The 18,793-nt window shown below is 50.1% G+C and carries 22 protein-coding genes; 1 reads left to right on the forward strand and 21 read right to left on the reverse strand.

Translation table 11 applies throughout. The annotated features are described in order from the left end of the window. Positions 1–90: 90 nt before the first annotated feature. The 21 genes from ftsX to ftsY form a co-directional block, all read right to left on the reverse strand. The gene (ftsX, locus tag EDC45_RS06540; RefSeq protein ID WP_133544698.1) at positions 91–1,020 is read right to left on the reverse strand and encodes a permease-like cell division protein FtsX; all 930 of its coding nucleotides are present in this window, start codon (positions 1,018–1,020) and stop codon (positions 91–93) included. A gap of 10 nt (positions 1,021–1,030) precedes the next feature. Next, entirely contained in the window at positions 1,031–1,681 is a 651-nt protein-coding gene (ftsE, locus tag EDC45_RS06545; RefSeq protein WP_133544700.1) for a cell division ATP-binding protein FtsE, read from the reverse strand. Positions 1,682–1,851: 170 nt separating this feature from the next. Next, positions 1,852–3,093 carry a beta-ketoacyl-ACP synthase gene (locus EDC45_RS06550; protein ID WP_133544702.1) on the reverse strand — a complete coding sequence of 414 codons (1,242 nt, stop codon included), beginning with the start codon at positions 3,091–3,093 and terminating at the stop codon, positions 1,852–1,854. Between the two features lie 144 nt (positions 3,094–3,237). Continuing rightward, positions 3,238–3,966 carry a 3-oxoacyl-ACP reductase FabG gene (fabG, locus tag EDC45_RS06555; RefSeq protein ID WP_133544704.1) on the reverse strand — a complete coding sequence of 243 codons (729 nt, stop codon included), beginning with the start codon at positions 3,964–3,966 and terminating at the stop codon, positions 3,238–3,240. 16 nt (positions 3,967–3,982) lie between these two features. Next, complete coding sequence (locus EDC45_RS06560; protein WP_133544706.1) at positions 3,983–4,426, reverse strand: hotdog family protein; 444 nt, start codon at positions 4,424–4,426, stop codon at positions 3,983–3,985. After that, on the reverse strand, positions 4,419–5,642 hold the full coding sequence (locus EDC45_RS06565) for a beta-ketoacyl-ACP synthase (protein WP_133544832.1): 1,224 nt from the start codon (positions 5,640–5,642) through the stop codon (positions 4,419–4,421). Before EDC45_RS06565 ends, EDC45_RS06560 begins: the two co-directional genes overlap by 8 nt. A gap of 14 nt (positions 5,643–5,656) precedes the next feature. Continuing rightward, complete coding sequence (locus tag EDC45_RS06570) at positions 5,657–6,148, reverse strand: hypothetical protein (protein WP_133544708.1); 492 nt, start codon at positions 6,146–6,148, stop codon at positions 5,657–5,659. A 74-nt stretch (positions 6,149–6,222) separates the two neighbouring features. Further along, entirely contained in the window at positions 6,223–8,511 is a 2,289-nt protein-coding gene (locus tag EDC45_RS06575) for an MMPL family transporter (RefSeq protein WP_424960664.1), read from the reverse strand. A gap of 18 nt (positions 8,512–8,529) precedes the next feature. Beyond that, positions 8,530–9,117 carry a LolA family protein gene (locus EDC45_RS06580; protein ID WP_133544712.1) on the reverse strand — a complete coding sequence of 196 codons (588 nt, stop codon included), beginning with the start codon at positions 9,115–9,117 and terminating at the stop codon, positions 8,530–8,532. 14 nt (positions 9,118–9,131) lie between these two features. Then, positions 9,132–9,578 (reverse strand): acyl-CoA thioesterase, encoded by a 447-nt coding sequence (locus EDC45_RS06585; protein ID WP_208107254.1) that lies wholly within the window; start codon positions 9,576–9,578, stop codon positions 9,132–9,134. 62 nt (positions 9,579–9,640) lie between these two features. Next, positions 9,641–10,066, reverse strand: coding sequence for an excinuclease ABC subunit A (locus tag EDC45_RS06590; protein WP_133544716.1), 426 nt, complete (start codon positions 10,064–10,066; stop codon positions 9,641–9,643). 51 nt (positions 10,067–10,117) lie between these two features. Further along, positions 10,118–11,035 carry an LpxL/LpxP family acyltransferase gene (locus EDC45_RS06595; protein ID WP_133544718.1) on the reverse strand — a complete coding sequence of 306 codons (918 nt, stop codon included), beginning with the start codon at positions 11,033–11,035 and terminating at the stop codon, positions 10,118–10,120. Further along, on the reverse strand, positions 11,032–11,781 hold the full coding sequence (locus EDC45_RS06600) for a glycosyltransferase family 2 protein (protein WP_133544719.1): 750 nt from the start codon (positions 11,779–11,781) through the stop codon (positions 11,032–11,034). Before EDC45_RS06600 ends, EDC45_RS06595 begins: the two co-directional genes overlap by 4 nt. Continuing rightward, positions 11,760–13,052, reverse strand: coding sequence for an AMP-binding protein (locus EDC45_RS06605; RefSeq protein ID WP_243728773.1), 1,293 nt, complete (start codon positions 13,050–13,052; stop codon positions 11,760–11,762). The genes EDC45_RS06600 and EDC45_RS06605 overlap by 22 nt, the downstream gene beginning before the upstream one ends. Next, positions 13,045–13,731: an ApeI family dehydratase gene (locus EDC45_RS06610; RefSeq protein WP_133544721.1), complete on the reverse strand. Its 687-nt coding sequence runs from the start codon at positions 13,729–13,731 to the stop codon at positions 13,045–13,047. The genes EDC45_RS06605 and EDC45_RS06610 overlap by 8 nt, the downstream gene beginning before the upstream one ends. A 4-nt stretch (positions 13,732–13,735) precedes the next feature. Continuing rightward, positions 13,736–14,311: a COG4648 family protein gene (locus tag EDC45_RS06615; RefSeq protein WP_133544723.1), complete on the reverse strand. Its 576-nt coding sequence runs from the start codon at positions 14,309–14,311 to the stop codon at positions 13,736–13,738. Continuing rightward, complete coding sequence (locus tag EDC45_RS06620) at positions 14,298–14,552, reverse strand: acyl carrier protein (RefSeq protein ID WP_133544725.1); 255 nt, start codon at positions 14,550–14,552, stop codon at positions 14,298–14,300. The genes EDC45_RS06615 and EDC45_RS06620 overlap by 14 nt, the downstream gene beginning before the upstream one ends. Before the next feature lie 9 nt (positions 14,553–14,561). After that, a complete protein-coding gene (locus tag EDC45_RS06625; protein WP_133544727.1) occupies positions 14,562–14,819 on the reverse strand; it encodes a phosphopantetheine-binding protein in 258 nt (85 codons plus the stop codon). Positions 14,820–14,878: 59 nt separating this feature from the next. Beyond that, a complete protein-coding gene (locus EDC45_RS06630; RefSeq protein ID WP_133544729.1) occupies positions 14,879–15,655 on the reverse strand; it encodes a lysophospholipid acyltransferase family protein in 777 nt (258 codons plus the stop codon). Beyond that, on the reverse strand, positions 15,640–16,398 hold the full coding sequence (locus EDC45_RS06635) for a beta-ketoacyl synthase chain length factor (RefSeq protein WP_133544731.1): 759 nt from the start codon (positions 16,396–16,398) through the stop codon (positions 15,640–15,642). The genes EDC45_RS06630 and EDC45_RS06635 overlap by 16 nt, the downstream gene beginning before the upstream one ends. 118 nt (positions 16,399–16,516) lie before the next feature. After that, entirely contained in the window at positions 16,517–18,082 is a 1,566-nt protein-coding gene (gene ftsY / locus EDC45_RS06640) for a signal recognition particle-docking protein FtsY (RefSeq protein ID WP_133544733.1), read from the reverse strand. 71 nt (positions 18,083–18,153) lie between these two features. On the opposite strand from ftsY, the gene rsmD reads away from it, so the two are divergent. Beyond that, positions 18,154–18,777 carry a 16S rRNA (guanine(966)-N(2))-methyltransferase RsmD gene (rsmD, locus tag EDC45_RS06645; protein ID WP_133544735.1) on the forward strand — a complete coding sequence of 208 codons (624 nt, stop codon included), beginning with the start codon at positions 18,154–18,156 and terminating at the stop codon, positions 18,775–18,777. Positions 18,778–18,793 lie beyond the last annotated feature (16 nt).

Here is an 18,793-nt window from a genome sequence, read left to right on the forward strand (position 1 = left end):
TACAAAATCATTGGGGCGAAATCAAGTTTTTTGTAAAAAAAACGGCGAAAGTTAAACTTCCGCCGATTTTCCACTATCCAAGCGCTGCTTTTACCGAGGTTTATCTAAAAATTTAATATGCCGGGTAGCCGACAACCAGGCCGAAACATAGCCGATTACGGCACAGATTACCAATAAGAACAGCACTTCGCCCAAACCCAATCCGTTAATATTAAAACTAACGGCAAAAATATCGGTTACGTATTTTACCGCCCCGGTAAAATAACCGATCAGCAGGCTGCTGAAGAAACAGGCAAAAAAACCGCCCAGCACACCGTAGATAATCCCGGTATAGAGGAAGGGACGCAAAATAAACTGTTCCGTCGACCCCAGCAGTTTCATCACTTCAATACCGGCCTGACTGCTGTAAACATCGGAACGTACGCTATTGCCGATAACCAGACAAACCGCAATGGTCATCAGCAAGGTACAGAAAATCGCCACATGGGCAATCAGCCAGGTAAGCGCGGTCAGTTTTTCCGTCCAGTCGTTATCCAAACGAACTTCCTGCACGCCTTTAATTTCTTTTAAATCGGCGTACAGACGCTGGCGTTTTTCCGAGGCCTGATATTCTTTATTCGGTTTAATCATCACCACCGCCGGTAACGGATTGTCATCCAGAATATCCAGTTCTTCGCCGAAGCCGGACCAAGAGCGAAATTCATTCAGACTCTGCTGGCGAGAAATATAATTCAGGCTTTCTATGCCTTCCTGCCGGCGAATTTTCTCCACCACCGCATTGGCATCGTCCTCATTCAGATTTTTATGCAAATAGACGGTCAGCTCGCTGTCCGGATAGAATTGAGTGGCGGCCAGATGAATATTTTTCCACAACAAAAAACTAACGGTAGGAATGGTCAGAGAAACCGCAATCACCAGCACGGTTAAAATAGTGCCGTATTTTTTCCGGGCCAAATCCGTCCATACTTGGCTCAGTACATATTTCATTTGCACCCAGAAAGGCGCCTGTCTTGAACTCATTTTTCCCACCTTAACGTAAATGGCCTTGCTCAAGCACCAGGCAAGGTTTGGGTTTATGTTGAATCAAATTAAGATCATGGGTGGCGATTAGCACCGTCATGCCCATGCGGTTAAACTCCTCAAATAAGCCGAGAATATCAAGGGATAATTTCTCGTCCAGGTTACCGGTCGGCTCGTCCGCCAGCAGCAATTGCGGTTTATGTACCACCGCGCGGGCAATATCCACCCGCTGCTGCTCACCGCCGGATAAATGGGCCGGCAAATGATTGGCCCGCTCGCGCAAACCCACTCGATCCAGAGAAGCCAAAGCGTACTTATGCGCATCTTTGGGGTGAAAACCGGCGATAATTAAAGGCAGCGCCACATTATCCACCACGCTGCGATCGGATAGCAGGCGGTAATCCTGATGCACCATGCCGATCTGACGACGTAAAAAAGGCAGTTCGTAGCGGGATAAACGGGTAATTTCATGACCGTTAAACCAAATCTGTCCCCCGTTAGCGCGTTCCATGCCCATAATCAGTTTCAGCAGGGTGCTTTTCCCTGCGCCGGAATGGCCGGTTAAATAAGTCATGCCGCCTGCCGGCAAGTGAAAGCTTAGCCCCTGTAGGGCAGGCTTTCCGCCGAGATAGGCTTTACTCACATTTGCAAAACGTATCATTTATTTCTCTCTTTAATCTGCTGTCTTTGCCGTCCGCAAAATTCCCGAACGCATATTATGCCCGTTTTAAACATCGGATAAAACTGTTTACGCCATAGCGTAGCGGATAAAAAATCAGAATTTTTAACCGCACTTTTTCCTTATCCTCGGCAATAAGCTCGGCGCCAAAATCAATCGCGCCAGCGTTTAAAAATCAGGGAGGTATTCACGCCGCCGAAGGCAAAATTATTATTCATTACATAATCGGTGTAAATTTCCCGCCCCTCACCGCGAATATAATCCAGTTTGCCGCAGCGCTCGTCAACATTTTCCAGATTCAAGGTGGGGGCAAACCAACCGTCCCTCATCATCTCAATAGAAAACCAGGACTCCAACGCACCACAGGCTCCTAAGGTATGCCCCAGATAACTTTTTTGCGAACTGATGGGCATATTGCTGCCGAAAACCGCTTGCGTCGCCTGGGTTTCGGCGATATCTCCCTGTTCCGTAGCGGTACCATGTCCGTTAACATAGCCGATTTTTTCGGGCCCGATACCCGCATCTTTTAAAGCCAGTTCCATACAGCGTTGCATAGTGGCGCGCTGCGGGCGAGTTACATGACTGCCGTCGCTATTGGCGCCGTAGCCCACAATTTCCGCAATAATATTTGCACCGCGCGCTAGGGCATGCTCCAGTTCTTCCAGAACGAAAATACCCGCCCCTTCGCCGATAACCAGTCCGTCGCGCTCGCGATCATAGGGACGCGGCGTTTGATCGGGGTGATCATTATTACGGCTGGCGGCATATAGGGCATCGAAAACATAAACTTCCGACGGGCAGAATTCTTCGCCGCCCCCCGCCAGCATCATCGGAATCATTCCGTATTTTATCGCCTCATAGGCGTAGCCGATGCCCTGACTGCCCGACGAACAGGCGCTGGACGTGGGAATAATCCGCCCGGTCAGACCGAAAAAAATGCCGATATTGGCCGCAGTGGTATGGGGCATCATACGCACATAGGTATTGGCGCTAAAATTCGATGACTGCCCGCTCAACATCAATTCGCTCAGAGCGCAAACGTCTTTAGTGCTGCCGGTGGAAGAGCCGCTCGCCACGCCAAGGCGGCCGTCTTTCAAATAAGCGGCGATTTCGCCGTCGACAAACAGCCCCGCCTCGGTTAACGCCTGTTGCGCCGCATCCACGCACAACATGGAAACCCGTCCCATACTGCGCATCTGTTTACGCGTCCATTGCGCCGGCGGCTGATAATCGGGAATAGGCGCACCTAAGCAGGCTTCCAAATCCTTGTACAACGCCCCAAAATCCATACTGCGTACGGCGCTTTTCTTATGCTGAAAACATTGCCTGATCGGCGCCCAATGGCGACCGAATGCAGTAACCGCACCGATACCGGTAATAACCACTCTTTTCAATCTATTGTTCTCTTTGTTAAATTAGAATCCTTAATCATCCGCACCCGCCACAGGCACAAATCCCCCGATACGGCACTTTGCCTCTTACCTATCCGTATAAAAAATCCGTGTAAAAAACTTTGCTCTAAATCCACCGCTCTTTTCTTAGCACAAGCCGCCGTTTACGCCGATAACCTGACGGGTAATATAAGCCGCCTTTTCATCCATCAAAAAATCTACGGCATGTGCCACTTCCTGTGCGCTTCCCATACGTCCGGCGGGAATAAGTTTCAGTATTTCGGCAACGGGAACATTTTCATCTACAATTTCGGTATCAATCAGCCCCGGCGCTACGCAATTCACCGTAATTTTACGTTTAGCCAGTTCAACCGCCAGGGCTTTAGCCGCCCCTATCAATCCGGCTTTGGAAGCACTGTAGTTAACCTGGCCGCGATTGCCGATTAATCCGGAAACCGAGCTGATGCAAACAATACGGCCGGCTTTACGGCGCCGAATCATCGGCATCATAATCGGATGAAGCACATTGTAAAAACCGTCCAGATTAGTGCGTAAAACCTTATCCCAATCCTCTTCGCTTAGGGCCGGAAAAGCATTATCCCGGGTTAATCCGGCATTTAGAACAACGCCGTAATAGGCGCCTCGAGCCTCAATATCCTGTGTCAGCACTAGGGCGCTTTGCGCTCGATCCGATACATCGAACTGCAAGACTCTGGCTCGTCCGCCGTTCCGTTCAATCTGGCTTACCACTTCCTGCGCCTGTTCAATCCGGCTGCGGCAATGCACCACTATTTCAAAACCCGACTGCGCCAATTTAAGGGCGATGGCTTTACCTATTCCTCGGCTGGAGCCGGTAATTAATACGCTCTCACTCATATAACTCCCTGATGGTTTATTTCGGGCTGAAAACGTTCAGCGCCCCTTCCAACAACAACTTAGCATTCTCTGCATCAATCAAACGACAATCAAACACGCCGAAACCGGAATTATTATCTTGAATGGACAGATCCACCCGCACCTGCAAGCGAGTACCAAGTGCAATTTTGGCCTGATGAATATGCAGCCGACGGCATCCCAGTAGATAGCCCAGTCGTACTTCTTCGCCGGCCGTTAACGCCTGACAACCTGCCCAGGCGGCAACGCCCTGCGCCATAATTTCGATACCCGCATAGGTATCGAACTCTCCGTTTCTGAGCAAAATGTGATCCGTCCCGATATGGGCTTCGGCCAGTAAAAAATCGGCGCCGAAATCACAAACGCGATCAATAAGTATCATCCGTCCCCTATGCGGCAACAGGGGGGCGACAGATTCTATCGGGCAACGAAGTTCAGGCATTTTTTTCTCCCAGAATCAAAACCGTATTATTACCGCCAAAGGCAAAGGAACTGCTGGCGGCAATACGTCTGCCCGCCGGCCAACGGCTATGCTTATCGGTAATGCGTAAGGGCGCCGATTGAGGATCCGCACATTTATCCCACAACTGCGGCGGCAGGCGGCCTTCCGGGTTGTACGTTCGGCTGATGGCCGCCCACAACATCGCCGCTTCCAAGGCGCCCGCCGCCCCCAGAGTATGTCCGTGATAAGCTTTGGTGGAAGTACAGTAAACATTGGGGCCGAATACTTTATGCACCGCAATACTCTCCATTCGATCATTATGCAGGGTGCCGGTACCGTGCAGATTAATCCAGCCGATATCCTCCCCCTCCAGTGCCGCCGAACCTAAAGCCCGTTCAAAAGCTTCAATCGCTCCCGCCCCCTCCGGATGGGGAGAAGACATATGATAGGCGTCGCTGCTTGAACCATAACCCAAGAAAGCGACGCTATCCCGTTCGGGCATTTCTTTCGTCATGATAAAGACGGCCGCTCCTTCGCCGATATTAATCCCGGCTCGGTTCGCCGATAAGGGATTGGTACGCCGTGCGGAAAGCACCGATAAGGCGCCAAAGCCGCTGACGGTTAAAGGAGAAAGGCTATCCACGCCGCCGCAAATCACCGCATCGCACAGCCCGGCACGCAATAACCTGGCCGCACTAATCAAAGCTCTGGCGCCGGAAGTGCAGGCCGTTGAAATACCGTAGCAAAGCCCATGCAATCCGTATCTGTGCGCAATGAAATCCGCCGGTGCGGAAAAAAGCTGTTGTTGCTGATTAAAAGCAACGGCAGACCAGTCGTTATGCTCGGCGGCATATTTAAACAAGGGAATATTTTCATCCGCCCCCGTAGTGGAAGAACCTATTACCGTCGCGATTCTGGCCGCTCCGTATTTCTCTATGACCCCGTATATTTGCCCTTCAATCTGTTGTAAGGCTTGCCAAAGCAGGTGATTATTACGGCTACGGTGGATTGCAGGAACATCGGTGGGAAAGGGACGTAATTCGGCGGTTATCCGCCCGAGTATCGCCGATTTAGGCGAAATACCCCAACGTCGAAAGGGTTCATCGGTTTCGGCCAGGGGCGAATCGCCGCCGCCCAGTATTCCTTGCCAATGGGAGAGAATTCCTTCCCCCAGGCTGCTGAGCATAGCCGGCGCACTTAAAAATAATGGACTTATGCCTGTCATGGTTATCATTCTTCCTGATCGATTTCTGTTATTCGCCAGCGGCTGCCGTCCGCCAAATCAATATAAAAAATTCCCTGTTGATGCGAAACCCGCCATAGCTCCCGATTCTGCACCCTATAGATCCTTCCCTGTGCCGTTTCCTGCACGGAACTGAAAGCAAAAGGCGGGTGCTGCGGATTAAGCCCGCTGGCTAAAGCGGAAAAAAGCGCAATAGCCTGCTTATTCGGCATAATAAAACCGTCATTCCGCCACCCCTGCGGCGATAAAATCGCTCTGGCTAAGGGCGCGCCGATAAGATTGCTTTGTACCCAGCGCCACTGAGCGGGCCGGTATTCAACCGCCAATAAGCTGGTTTGCACCACAAGATTATGATGATAAGCTTCCACCTTAAACAAACGGCTTGCTCTATCCTGTAAGGGTAGCTCGACCACCTTCAGCCCCGAGGAACATGCACTCAGGGTTAATACCAACAGCAACAGACCAAACTTCTTTAACATTCCCTTAACCTTCTCTTTTTCCTTGTCCTTTTTCTTAGCGGCGGCTTTGCACCGCCCGGGGAAGCCTTGTTAGTTTAGCGTAAAAATTTTAAAGTTGCTAACAGGCTGATCCCGACCCCAATGCTCACACTCAGCCCGAATGCGGCTACCGCCGGCGTGCTGCTGAAACCCAATAAAACGAAAGATAGCATAGTAGTGAGGGAGGCCAGACTAACCGCTGTTCGTTTCGCCGCCAAAGGCGCCCTTACGGTCTGCATATAGGCGGTATAATCAATACTAATGGCGGAAACCAACAACAAGCCGAACATAGCAAACAAACTGATAGGCAACCCCAACCAACCGAACAAGGCGATTGTCGCCACAATGGAAAACAGCGGAATCAGCAGCATTTGTAAGGTTTTCTCCCCACCGAATAGCTTCCACAATAATAATGCCGCCAGGGCAAAAGAAATCAATTTCAGCCAGGCCGCCTGATCCCGGGTCTGCTGAAAGGCTTGGTTCAGCTCGCTAGGTTTGTCCTGCCAGAAAATATCCTTCCGATTCGCCAGTTGCCGTACGGAAGTCATATCCTGAATGCCGCTGACTTTAATCACCGCTCCGATATAACCGGGCCTTAACTCTCCTAAATATAAATTTGCCCAGGCTTGTCCCAACCGGGTATCCAGCGCCTTAGACAGGGCTAACGGCGGCCGCTCAGCGAGTTCCGCTAATGCCCGGTCGATTTTTTCCGCCTCCAAGCCGATTTGCGCTAAGGCGGCATAATCGGCGGGAAGGATATGCTGTTTTAAGCGGACAGCTAGATCCCGTTGGGCGGATTCCGATAAAATCCACTGGCTCAGGGACTGAAACTCCTGCAATTTGCCCTGCTGTCTTAAGCTTTCCAACTGCCGGCTGATTTCTTCGCTTTTATTCAACAGGCTATCCTCGTCGCCGGCCACCAGCAATAAATATTGGCTGCTCAGGTCGGTACCTGTAAGTGCGGCAATTTGCTGCGCCTGTCGTAACAATTCCGGCGGCATCGCCACCCATTGGCGAATATCGTCCTGCCATTGACTTTTATATAAACCGCCGCCGATAAAAAAAATCAGCCCAAAAACCACCGCTCTTTTTACCCCTTTCGCCATATTTAAGGCGGGAATAGGGCGAAAAATACGATAGGAAAGGGGTTTTGTCCGATAATTTTTAAAACCCAGAGGAAGAAACAATAGGGTGGTCATAATTGCCGTCAGTAAGGCCGCCGCCGAAAACAGCGCGGTTTGAGTCAGCACCGGCAAAGGCGTAAAACCGAGCAACAGGTAGCCGAGTAAGGTAATCATCAGGCTAAGCAAAAAGGTCAGGCGTAATTCCTCCATTGCCGCCGCAGGTCGCCAACGTCGCCGAAACAGCGAAGAGGCCAGCCAATGCAGGGGAAAATCAAGCAGCACCCCGATTAAACTGGTACCCACGACCAGAGTTAGCAGGTGGATATGACCGAAAAACAATACCGTTGCCGCTATGCCGGCCAGCATTCCCGCCGCAATGGGCAAAAACAGCCAAAATACGCGCAGGGTTCTGAAAAGAGCAAACAACAATAAGAGAATAAGTCCCAGTCCGCATAGGCTCATAAACAGGCTTTCCCGTTCCGCCCGTTGCTTGGCAGAGGCGGCAAACAGCGCGGTTCCCGTTGCGGAAAACTCTCCGCCCTGCGCCCTTGCCTGGGAAGCGCTTTGTTCCATCAGATTTAACAGGGCGTCCTGTCCGCCAATTAACCGTTCTTGGTGCAGAACCCCATATATCAGCACCCAAGTCATTCCCTGTTGCTGCCGATATAACATACCGCTTCCGCCGTCCCATTGCATATTTCCCGAATGTTGCGAGCGAGCCGGGGTAAAACGGCCGAATCCCAGCCAATCCTGATCCGGCGTTAACAGGGCGTATGCGGCGAAAGGATTAACCAATTGCTGCGCATATTGCTGAAAATAACTTTGCGCATTCTCCAACAGTTGGGTTCGAATATGTTGCGGTAAAACCGCAAAAGCCAACAGCCTGATTTCCTCCGCCAAGGCCTTAATATCCGGATTCATCTGCGCATTCACCTGCCGGAACAAACCACTCTGCCGCCATTGCTCGGCAATTTGACCCGCCAGCGAAAAGGCTCGCGCCCCTTCAGGCAGTGCGACCAATGCCACTAGCTGCCGATTCAGGCGCTGTTCCTGAATTCTATCCGCGGCTGCCTGTAGCGCCGTTTGCCGGTTTTGTTCCGGCAATAGTGCGATAAGATCCGTTTGCAGCCAGCTACCGCGCTGCACGGAAAACATCAAAAAGGCCGCACACAGGCATAAAAAAAGACCAAGGGAAACACGCCCCAAGGAGATTTTTGTTATCTTCATTTTGAAATTCGGTTATTCCAACGCCGCGCGGGCAAACTGATCCAAGGGCTGATCGGTTTTTATTTCGGAAAAACTAATGAGGGTAACGTCCCCCTGTTTTTCGCGCAATTCAATCCGCTTAACCGAATCATCTCCTTGAATTTCAATCCGCTCGAAAATCTGTTGCATCAGTAAACCGCTCGGTTTTAACACTAATGTCCAATTTTGCGGCTCGCCCGATAAAAAGAGATCAAACTGATTTTCCAAGGCGGAAACATTGCCTTCCAACAAGCCCAAGAACAAAGCTATTTGGCGATTCTGGCTCGATTGACCCGCGTTTATCCATTCCGTCCCGTTCCATTGGCTGATACCGTCCGCACGAATCCGTTGGTCGGCGTTAAAAGGTTTTTCCATTCGCCATAACAACCCTTTGTTTTTTACCAAAACAAAACGCCCCGTTACACTAATGGGCTTGGAAAGAGAGGCTAAAAAGCGTTGCTGCATAAAAATGCCTTGGGTATTCTGCGGCCGTTGCAGAGTTTTAATCAGCTCTGCCTGAGAAAAGGCCCAAAGTCCGGGTGAAAACAGCAAAAACGCCGCAAGTAAAAAAATCTTTTTCATGTAACTTTTATCTATTAAGGCAAATCCGAGGGGGTAAAACCGGCGTAGGCTTCAACCGCCTTACACCATGAGCGAGGTGTCTGCAGCTGCATTTCTCCGCTATCGAGCGCTACCGCCACCTGGGTGGTCGCACCTTTAGTCAATCTGCTACCGCTGGCAATATCGATAATATCGTATTCAATGCGCAAACAGCTTTGGTATTCAACCACAGCAAGATTAACCCGGATTTTCTGCCGAAAACGGGCGGGTTTTACATATTTCAGATTAAGCTGCACAATGGGCCAGGCATAACCCTGCTCCCGCATCAGGTCATAGGTATAATTTATATCGGTTAAAAATGCACAACGCGCCATTTCCAGGTATTTAACATAATGGCCATGCCACATAATATCCATGGAATCCACATCGAAAAACTGCACTTCGTAATCGGAACAATGGCGACAGTAAATATGCTTTTTAATTTTCATCGCTTAAGTATAAGGGCCCTTGCCTCGGACAACGGCCCTTATTTCAACCAACAGGATTATTTAACAATATCGCCTTTCAAGGCGACGCCCCCTATCATACGCCCGGCATGGCATTCATACTGGGATTCGCTGCGGTAAGGGTTTTTCTTATAGAAGCTGACAATATTGCTCACCTTTGTCGCCCCCATAGAAGCCGCCCGTTCTTGGAACTGTTTCAGCGCAGATAAAAACGCCCAACGGCAGGCCGCCTCATCGCTTTTTAGCGTCGCATTGGTTTTTTTATTACTCACCAACCCCTGTGCCAGTACTTTGCCCGGCGCATTCTGGGCAAAATACAGTTTAATATTCGGATTCAATACTTTTTTTCCGTCCGCCGAATTTAAGGCGTCGTTAATCGACAAATAATGGGTCGTATCCCGCGGCGCACAGGCTGCCACGGCAAGACCGGCTAAAGTAATCAGAATAAGTTTGGCGGGTTTCATAATATTCTCCTTTTCCGTGAAGAGCTTAAAATAAGGAAAAATGGGATAAAATTAATCCTCATCGTTCCAGAAATTATAAAAATTAAACCATAAAAGCGGATTTTTTGCACATTCTTGTGCCAGTAAATCGGCATATTTTTGCATGGCCAGCAGAATATTTTGCCGACGCCGCATACCGGCACCGCTAATCACCGGCAAAAAAGGCTGCAGTTTTACCCGATAGCGGCCCTTTTCTTTTACACAGAACAATGTATTCAAGGGCGCTTTCAGCAGGGCGGAAAGCAACCATGGCCCCTGCGGGAAATCGGCATTATCTCCCAGAAAGCGAACTTTTTCTGTTTTCGCCCCCCGTATCGGTATCCTATCGGCGGCGATCGCAATCCACTCCCCCTCCTCGATGCGTTTCTGTAACTCAAGCATCAGTTCAATGTTCAGCGTTTCCACCTGAATCAGCGACAGTTTCTCCGCACCGGCCTCCTGCAAGGCTTGATTAAATGCTTGAGCGTGCTTACCGTACACCAGAACGTTCAGGCGAAAATAAGGATGTTTATTGGCAAAAGCCCGGCAGATTTCCACATTACCGAAATGGGAACAAAGTAAAATCTGTCCCCGCCCCTGATTGGGCTTGCGCAGGATATTGAATAACGCTTTGTCGTCTTCTATCAGTAGATCCCGATAACGGATTTTTCCCTGCCAGACCGCGAACCTATCCAACAAGCTATCGCCGAAAGCCATAAATTGCCTCCATACGCTGAGTTGCGGAAGCTTAGGGAAGGTTCGGCGCAGACGATACTGATAACGGGCGATGTTGCGTCGCGCCCGCCGCGATGTGAGATAGAAATATAACACTATTCCGAACAATATCGGTCTGATAAGCCATAGCGGAAAATAAGCCACCAGCCGGCGCATAATTGTCAGCGCCAGAATATTTCCGCGTTCGTTTTGCAATGCCCAATGCCCTTTCTTCATATATTTTTGCCTCGACAAAGACGACGCAGCATACCGAAAAACAAGCGGGCGTGCATTTTACTGATTAACCAATTATCCCTGAGAGCGCGGAAATGAGAAACGCCGCCCGGGTGGTAGCGTACCGGCGTATCAAACCAAATCATCGGGCTGTTTTGCCAATGCAAACGCACCAGAATATCCGTATCAAAATCCATACCATCTCCCACCGGATAACGCTGTATAACCTGGTTTACCGCTTGCAGCGGATACAGGCGAAATCCGCACATTCCGTCGGGAATATCAAAGGAAAGGGTGTTGACGGCGATCCAGAAATTGGTGATTTTACGCCCGTAAAAACGTCCTTTGGGTACATCGCTGCCATAACAGGGGCGACCGCAGATAAGTGCGGTCGGATTGGTTCGAGATTTTTCCAGTACGGAGGGAACATCTTCCAGATGATGCTGACCGTCCGCATCCAGCTGCAAGCCATGACTAAATCCGCTCGCTAGCGCCCGGCGGAAAGCGATTTTCATGGCGGCGCCCTTGCCGCCGTTATGGGGCCGATATACCAACATAACGCCGGGGCATTGTTCCAGTGTTTTCAACAGCGCGCGATTGGTTTGATCGGAACCGTCGTCAACCACTAGCACAGGTAGACCGAAGGCCAGTAAACGTGCAATCACCCCGCCGATTTTATCCGCATGATTATAATGAGGAATCAGCGCGACGGGGCGATAATTTTCATTTATTGCGGAATTTCCCGACATAGGCGTTCAAACTCCTCAGAACTCAGCTTAGATTGACTGTTGCGCGGCAGCTGCGCACAAAATCGCCAAAAACGCGGTACCGCAAAGGATTCTTCATATTGACGCAGGTGGCCTTTCAATTCCGCAATAATATTCTTACGCGCTACGGATAAAATATCCGCTCTTAAGGCGACCCAGGCCACTAACCGCGCCCGTTGCGGATGCAAACCGAGGTAACAGTCCGTTACCCAAGGGTGAGCCAATAGATTCTGTTCTATTCGAAGCAGAGAAATGCGTTGATCATGTAATTTTATAATTCGATCGGCACGGCCGAGTAACTCAAACCCCGAAGCGGATATTTGAACAATATCCTCGGTCTGCTGCAGGCCGTCCGACCATGGGCTTTGTACCCACAGAGCATCGCGCTGATCGACGCCGATACGGCAATCCTCCAGAGCCTGCCAGATTTCCTCTCCGCAGCGATAAGCAATTACTCCGGTTTCGCTACTACCGTAAATATCAATAACCGGGCAACCGAACTGTTGCTGAAAACGGGAAGTCAATTCGGGTCTTAACAATCCGCCGGCGGAAAACAGTGCAAGGGGAGCGCTGCAATCCGCTTGTTGCTCAAAATGCAGATGCTGCAGCAAAGTCGGGCTACAAATCCAAAGGCAGTTATCCCCCTTACCTGCCGCTAACAGCTCAAGGGCATCAAGTTGCTTGCGTCCGATTTGCCAACCTCGGCTGCAAGGCAGCATAATACGAAAACTCAGCCCGTACAGATGACGGGGACTGACCGAGCCCAGCACCCGTACCTCCGTACCTAATTGAAAGCGCGCCTCCAACATTCGCCCCAGAGCCTCGGCCTCCCCCCACATTTGTCCGGCGGTTTTAACAATACATTTGGCACGTCCGCTGCTGCCTGAGGTTTTCAGCCAGATTTCGCTGTCCTCATGCAGGCTTAAACGGGTTGGAAAATTCGCAAGTTTTTGCCCTAGACCGTAATCCTGCAATACTTCATCGGTAAAGATAAAATCCGCATTCTCATCGACCCAAGCCTGATTTTCCGACAGCAAATTAGGCGGTAGTAGCACACGTACCTTCGCCTGAAAACAGGCCAGCAGGGCACAGGCAAAAAAGACGCCGTCCTGCGCACATAATGCGACGGCATTAATATTATCAATCCGTAATTGAATGGCTATTTGCTGCGCTCTATTCATAAAATCCTGCCAGCGCCAGTCGGGCGCGCCGGCCATCAATTTATTCGCAGGGGGAGAAAAGATTCTAATCATTGAGGATAATCACTCCGCTTGCACATATTCCCTGTTCGGATTGAAGCCGGAACACAATGCGTCCTTTGGCTTTTTCCCATTGCAATATCAGTTCGATATTATCGTAAGGGCGCAGAAATTTTTGAAATTTCAGATTATCCACTCGTGCCGCCTGCGGTGATTTACCAATCAGTAAGGCGCTCTGTTCAAATACCCACTGCAATTCGACGACACCGGGTACCAGCGGAAACTCATTGAAATGCCCTTCAAAATAGACTAAATCCGGCGGAACCTCACCGCTCAGCTGCAAGCTGTCCGGCGTTTGGCGACGATTAAACCAAACAGGACCCTCCGCAGGTTGTAAACAGATTTGCTGGAAAGCCTGATCAAAACTCGGCTCTTGCTTGTCTGCCGGCAATGCTTGGCTAAATCGCCATAAATGGAGCAAAGGTGCATGGGCATAAGCCTCGGCAACGAACCTGCATAGTTCATCAACCACATGAGAGCGCCCTTTATCACGCAATGCGGCAATACCCGGCTTATTTAACGCCACCCAAGCCAGCGGCTCCTGCCGGCTCGGATGCAAGCCGATATAGGCGTCCTGCAGCCAAGGGTGAGAAACCAGCCGTTGCCTCAGATCGGACAACCTCGGGGACTTGTCCTCCCCGGGAAGATGGGAGGAAGTAATGGAAATCTTCATATTGCTATCGGTATTTTTTCAGTTTACGGCGGCGTACCAACCATTCCGCCGACATAACTAACGCCATAATAATATAAGAGATAAGGCCGCTGAAAAGAGCCCAGTAATAATATTCATGCAACAGAATCAGGCTTGCGGTAATCAATATATTCAGGATAAATACGGCGCACCACAGCTGCGTTACTCTTCTGGTGTAAAGGATCGCTTCCTGCGGCAAATCCGGCGTTTGTAAGCGGGCCAGACGCTCGACCAGAGAATACCGGCTGAACAGGCTGGCGCCGAATAACAGCAGCATCAGCCCGTTCATTAATACGGGGTACCAGTACATGGCGCCGAATCTTCCGCTCAGGGTGATAATACAGAAAAAAAACCCCACGGCGAAGCTGAAAGAGCGGGGCAAATAAGTCGCTTTGCCCGCAATCAACCCCTGTATAAACCATAGCAACGCCAACACCGGTGCAAGCCCGGCGGCGCCGATCTGATTCTGTTGCGGCGCCATTAGCCAAATCAACGGATAGGCAAGGCTGGTCAGACTTATCAGAATATTAATGATTAACGGAATAAACTTACTGCGCCGCATTCTGACTGAGTTTGAGCACCGCCTGGATGACATCCCGCACGGTACGCACGTTACGAAAATCTTCCGCCTGCAGTTTATACCCGGTCTGACGTTTAATATGATCGATTAAATCAATGGCATCGATACTGTCAATTTCCAAATCTTCGTAAAGATTGGTATCCGCAGTAATTTTGCTTGCATCGGCTTCAAATAAGGATACCAGCGCATCCGTAAGCAACTTCTGAATTTCTTGTTCCGTCATGGGGCTTCCTTAGTTTTGCAGAGAACGAATAAAGGACGCTAACGTCGCAACACTTTTAAAGTGTTCGCGTATATTTTGCTGTTCGGCATCGAACTGCAGCGCAAATTTTTTCTGAACCGCCAGGCCGAGTTCAAGCGCATCCACCGAATCCAACCCTAAGCCTTCATCACTGAATAGCGGCAGATCATCGGCGATATCCTCTAGGCTGATATCTTCCAGCGCCAAACTTTCGATAATCAGTTGTTTGATATGTTGTTCCAGTTCCATAAGTTACCCTTTGTCCTTGGTTTAAGAAATTGTAAATTAACAAACTTCGCCGGCCCTTCTCAACGGATACTTTCCGTAGACGCACTATGCGAATTAAAATAATCTTCCAGATAAGCGTTTAAGCGGCGCGATGCTATCGGCAACGGCTTTTCCGCCAGCCAGAGGCGCGGATCTATATCTTCGCCCACAATTAACTCATAGCGGATTCGCCGAGCCGGGATCCGATACCAGGGCTGGCCTTTTTTAAAATTCGGCGGCGTCATTTTAATCAGCAACGGGGTTATCACCTTGGCACTGCGCAAGCCGATGGATACCGCTCCGCGGTGCAGTTTTACCACAGCGTCCCAACCGGTACGGGTACCTTCCGGAAATAATAATAAAGGTTGTTCGCATAATACCCTGTGAGCCTGTTCCAGTAATTCCTCGGATTCGCTGTTAGGCAGAAAGCCGCAGGCCAGAATCGGACTTTTCATGGCGGGGTTATGCAATAAATCTTTTTTTACGATACAGTTAAAGCGAGGTTCGCGGCTAAAGATCAATACCACGTCCAGCAAGGACGGGTGGTTGGCCAGTACCAACTGTCCCGGTCGGCCCAGGCGCTCAAAGCCATGATACTCCACCTCCAGTACCCCGGAAACCTGCAGATAGCGGACAAAAAACCGCCAGATGCGCGCCACTAGGCGACGAGCCTCCAACTGTTTTTCCGGGCTATTATTAGGGAAATCCGAAGTATAGGGATATAAGCGTATTTTCATTAAAACGCCGACCACCCCGAATAATATAAATCCGAGCAGAGTTGCCAGAAAACGGCGCAACCAGTCTAACTTTTGTACCATTGCCAATGATTCCCCGCGCTACCCGGTGTTTTCCAGGTTTTTTCCTGCAAATACTGATTCCGTACCCAATTCAGTGCGTTATCAGTTTCTCCGTCCCTATAATCGCCGCAATGTAATGCCAACCGGTACTCTTCTCCACCTTCAATTAGCATGGCCAATGCATAAGAAAACGGCTGACGTTCCGCCCCCTTGACATTATATAAGGGGGAAAGCGGAGATTCGGCAATTACCGTTAATACGCGGCGATGACCTTCGTTTAATAACAGGCAGGCTTCGGTTATGGCGCTCTCAAAGCTGTCGCGACGTGCCGTCAAAGCCGTCATTTCCTGGCGTACGCCGCGTAATTCAGACCATTGTCCGATTAAGGCGTTATGTACGGAAAGGCTGAAAGAGGTGGGAGAAATATCCCCTTCCCTTAATAAGCTCAGCCATAGTGCGAAGTTGCGGTTTATCTCGCCGTTCAGAGAAGCATAAACCACAGGTATATTCTGTAGCTGCTCGCTCAGCGGCCAGGCGGCGGCAAAGAAAAGGCGGGCGGGTTGGCTTAAACGGCGGCGTTTCAGCGGCGCTAAAAAATCCAGGCACGGGCTAAAATCCTGCCATTGTTCGGCTGCTCTAATCCAGTGCGCCGGTCCCGCTTTCCAGTCTTCGGGCGATATCAGTTTATCGCAGACCATATTCCAAGCGGCTACCCGAAAACTTAAATCACAAATTTTGCTATCCGCAGCTCCCTGCGCTCTCATCTCCGCTACCTCTGCACTAATCCGCAATAATTTGCACTAAATCCGCCCGCTCTCAGATAAAGATACAAAGCGTAAAAATTTAGGGCGGAAGAGATTATCTATCTCAGCGCCACTAAAATTAGCCTTCATCCTGTATAAACAGGGCGTCGATAAATTCCTCGGCATTAAAAGGCCGTAAATCCTCGATTTTCTCCCCTACGCCGATATAACGAATGGGTAGGTTAAACTGATCGGCGATGGCAAAAATCACACCGCCTTTTGCCGTACCGTCCAGTTTAGTCAGGCAGATGCCGGTCAGCCCCGCCGCCTGATGAAACAGTTTGGCCTGACTGAGCGCATTCTGACCCGTACCTGCATCCAGGGTCAGCATAATCTCATGCGGTGCGCTTTCATCGTATTTTTTCATGACCCGAACGATTTTCTTCAGTTCGTCCATTAAATTATTTTTATTCTGCAGGCGCCCTGCCGTATCCGCAATCAACACATCAATATTACGGGCGGCGGCGGACTGCATGGCGTCAAAAATAACCGAGGCGGAATCCGAACCCGTACTCTGCGCCACCACCGGAATATGATTACGTTCGCCCCAAACCTGCAGTTGTTCAACCGCTGCCGCACGGAAAGTATCGCCGGCTGCCAACATCACCGATTTGCCTTGTTGTTGGAACTGACGCGCCATTTTGCCGATGGTCGTGGTTTTACCGACTCCGTTCACTCCCACCATCAGAATAACATAGGGCTTTTTCGTACCATCTATTTCAAGGGGTTGCTGCACCGGCTTTAAAATTTCCGCCATTTCCTGTTTCAGTTGCTGATACAACAAATCCGCATCCTTTAACTGGGCGCGACTGGCATGCCGGGTCAGGTTATCGATAATTCTGCTTGTGGTGGGAACACCTATATCCGCCATCAGCAACTGTTCCTCCAGTTGCTCAAACAGCTCATCGTCAATTTTCTTGCCGGAAAACAGACTGCGGAATCCCGCCCCGATATTTTGCTTGGTTTTCAGCAGACCTTTTACCAAACGACCAAAAAATCCGCCTTCGCTCGGTTTGTCGCGGATTTCGGTCAGATTATCGGCTGAGGCGGCAATATGCTGTTCCGCACCTTTAATCTGTTCTTCCCGGGAATGATTCCGAACCGATAAAGATTCGGCCGCTTGCGGATCGGAAGCCGCCACAGAACCAGGGGGATCTTGAAAATCTTGTGCCGGCGAAAAAACTCGGCTAAAAACCACCGCACTTTTTTCATCTTCCGGCGGTGGTAGGCTATCGGGTTGTGCCGAGGTTCGAGCTTCCCTTTGAGGGTATTCCACTTGGCTATTTTTATGCTCGAAGCCTTGAGCATCTTCATCACCGGATTCCTCTTCCCGCCCGGTCGGAAGATTTTGCGCCGTTATGCTTTCACTATCCGATACGGAGGCTAAATCCCGCTCCGTATCCGGTACGGATAGGCTTTGTTCAGCCGTTTCAGCCGTTTCAGCCGTTTCAGCCGTTTCAGCCGTTTCAGCCGTTTCAGCCGTTTCAGCCGTTTCAGCCGTTTCAGCCGTAGGCATCATATCATCTGCGGACGGCAGGTCTTTATCATTATTTTCAAGTTCGGCCGAGGTATCCGTCGGGGCTTTTTGTTTGTCTTTACCTAATCCCAACCAGAACCAAAAGCCTTTTTTCTTCTCCGTTGCCATAAATTTCTCTGTATTTTCTGTTAAACTGACAATAACTTGTTGTAGTGTATCATTATTCCGTTAAATTCTATATGAAAAAAAACATTAATTCTCCCCTACCGGCAACGCGGGGAAAAGGCGAAGTACGTATTATTGCAGGGCACTGGCGCGGGCGGAAACTGCCCGTGCTGAACGCGCCGGGTTTGCGTCCTACCGGAGATCGAATTAAAGAAACCCTGTTTAACTGGCTTATGCCTCATATTAGGGACTGCACTTGCCTGGACGCTTTTTCCGGCAGCGGCAGCCTCGGCTTTGAAGCCCTATCGCGCGGGGCGAAACAGGTTACCTTTCTGGAACGGGATAAAGCGACGGCGAAACAGTTGCAAGCAAATCTCGAGCGCCTGAACTGTCCGCCGACGCAGGCAAGGGTAATTCAAAGGGACAGCTTGGCGTTTCTTGCTCAAGCCCCGAATCAAATGCTCTTCGATCTGGTGTTTTTAGATCCGCCTTTTCATTTCGGACTGGCGCAACAAAGCGCGGACTTGCTGGCATCTTATCAATGGCTGAATCCCGAGGCATTCATTTATGTGGAAACGGAAAAAGAAGCCGACTTCAGGGCGCCGCAGCAATGGGCTTTATTAAAGCAAAAATCCGCCGGTCAGGTCTGTTGCAGGCTGTTTCAATACGGAATTACGGAAACGGAGAAAGGGGAATAAAAATAAGGAGCCGAAA

The sequence above is a fragment of the Mesocricetibacter intestinalis genome (genome assembly GCF_004363295.1).
GTDB lineage: Bacteria > Pseudomonadota > Gammaproteobacteria > Enterobacterales > Pasteurellaceae > Mesocricetibacter > Mesocricetibacter intestinalis.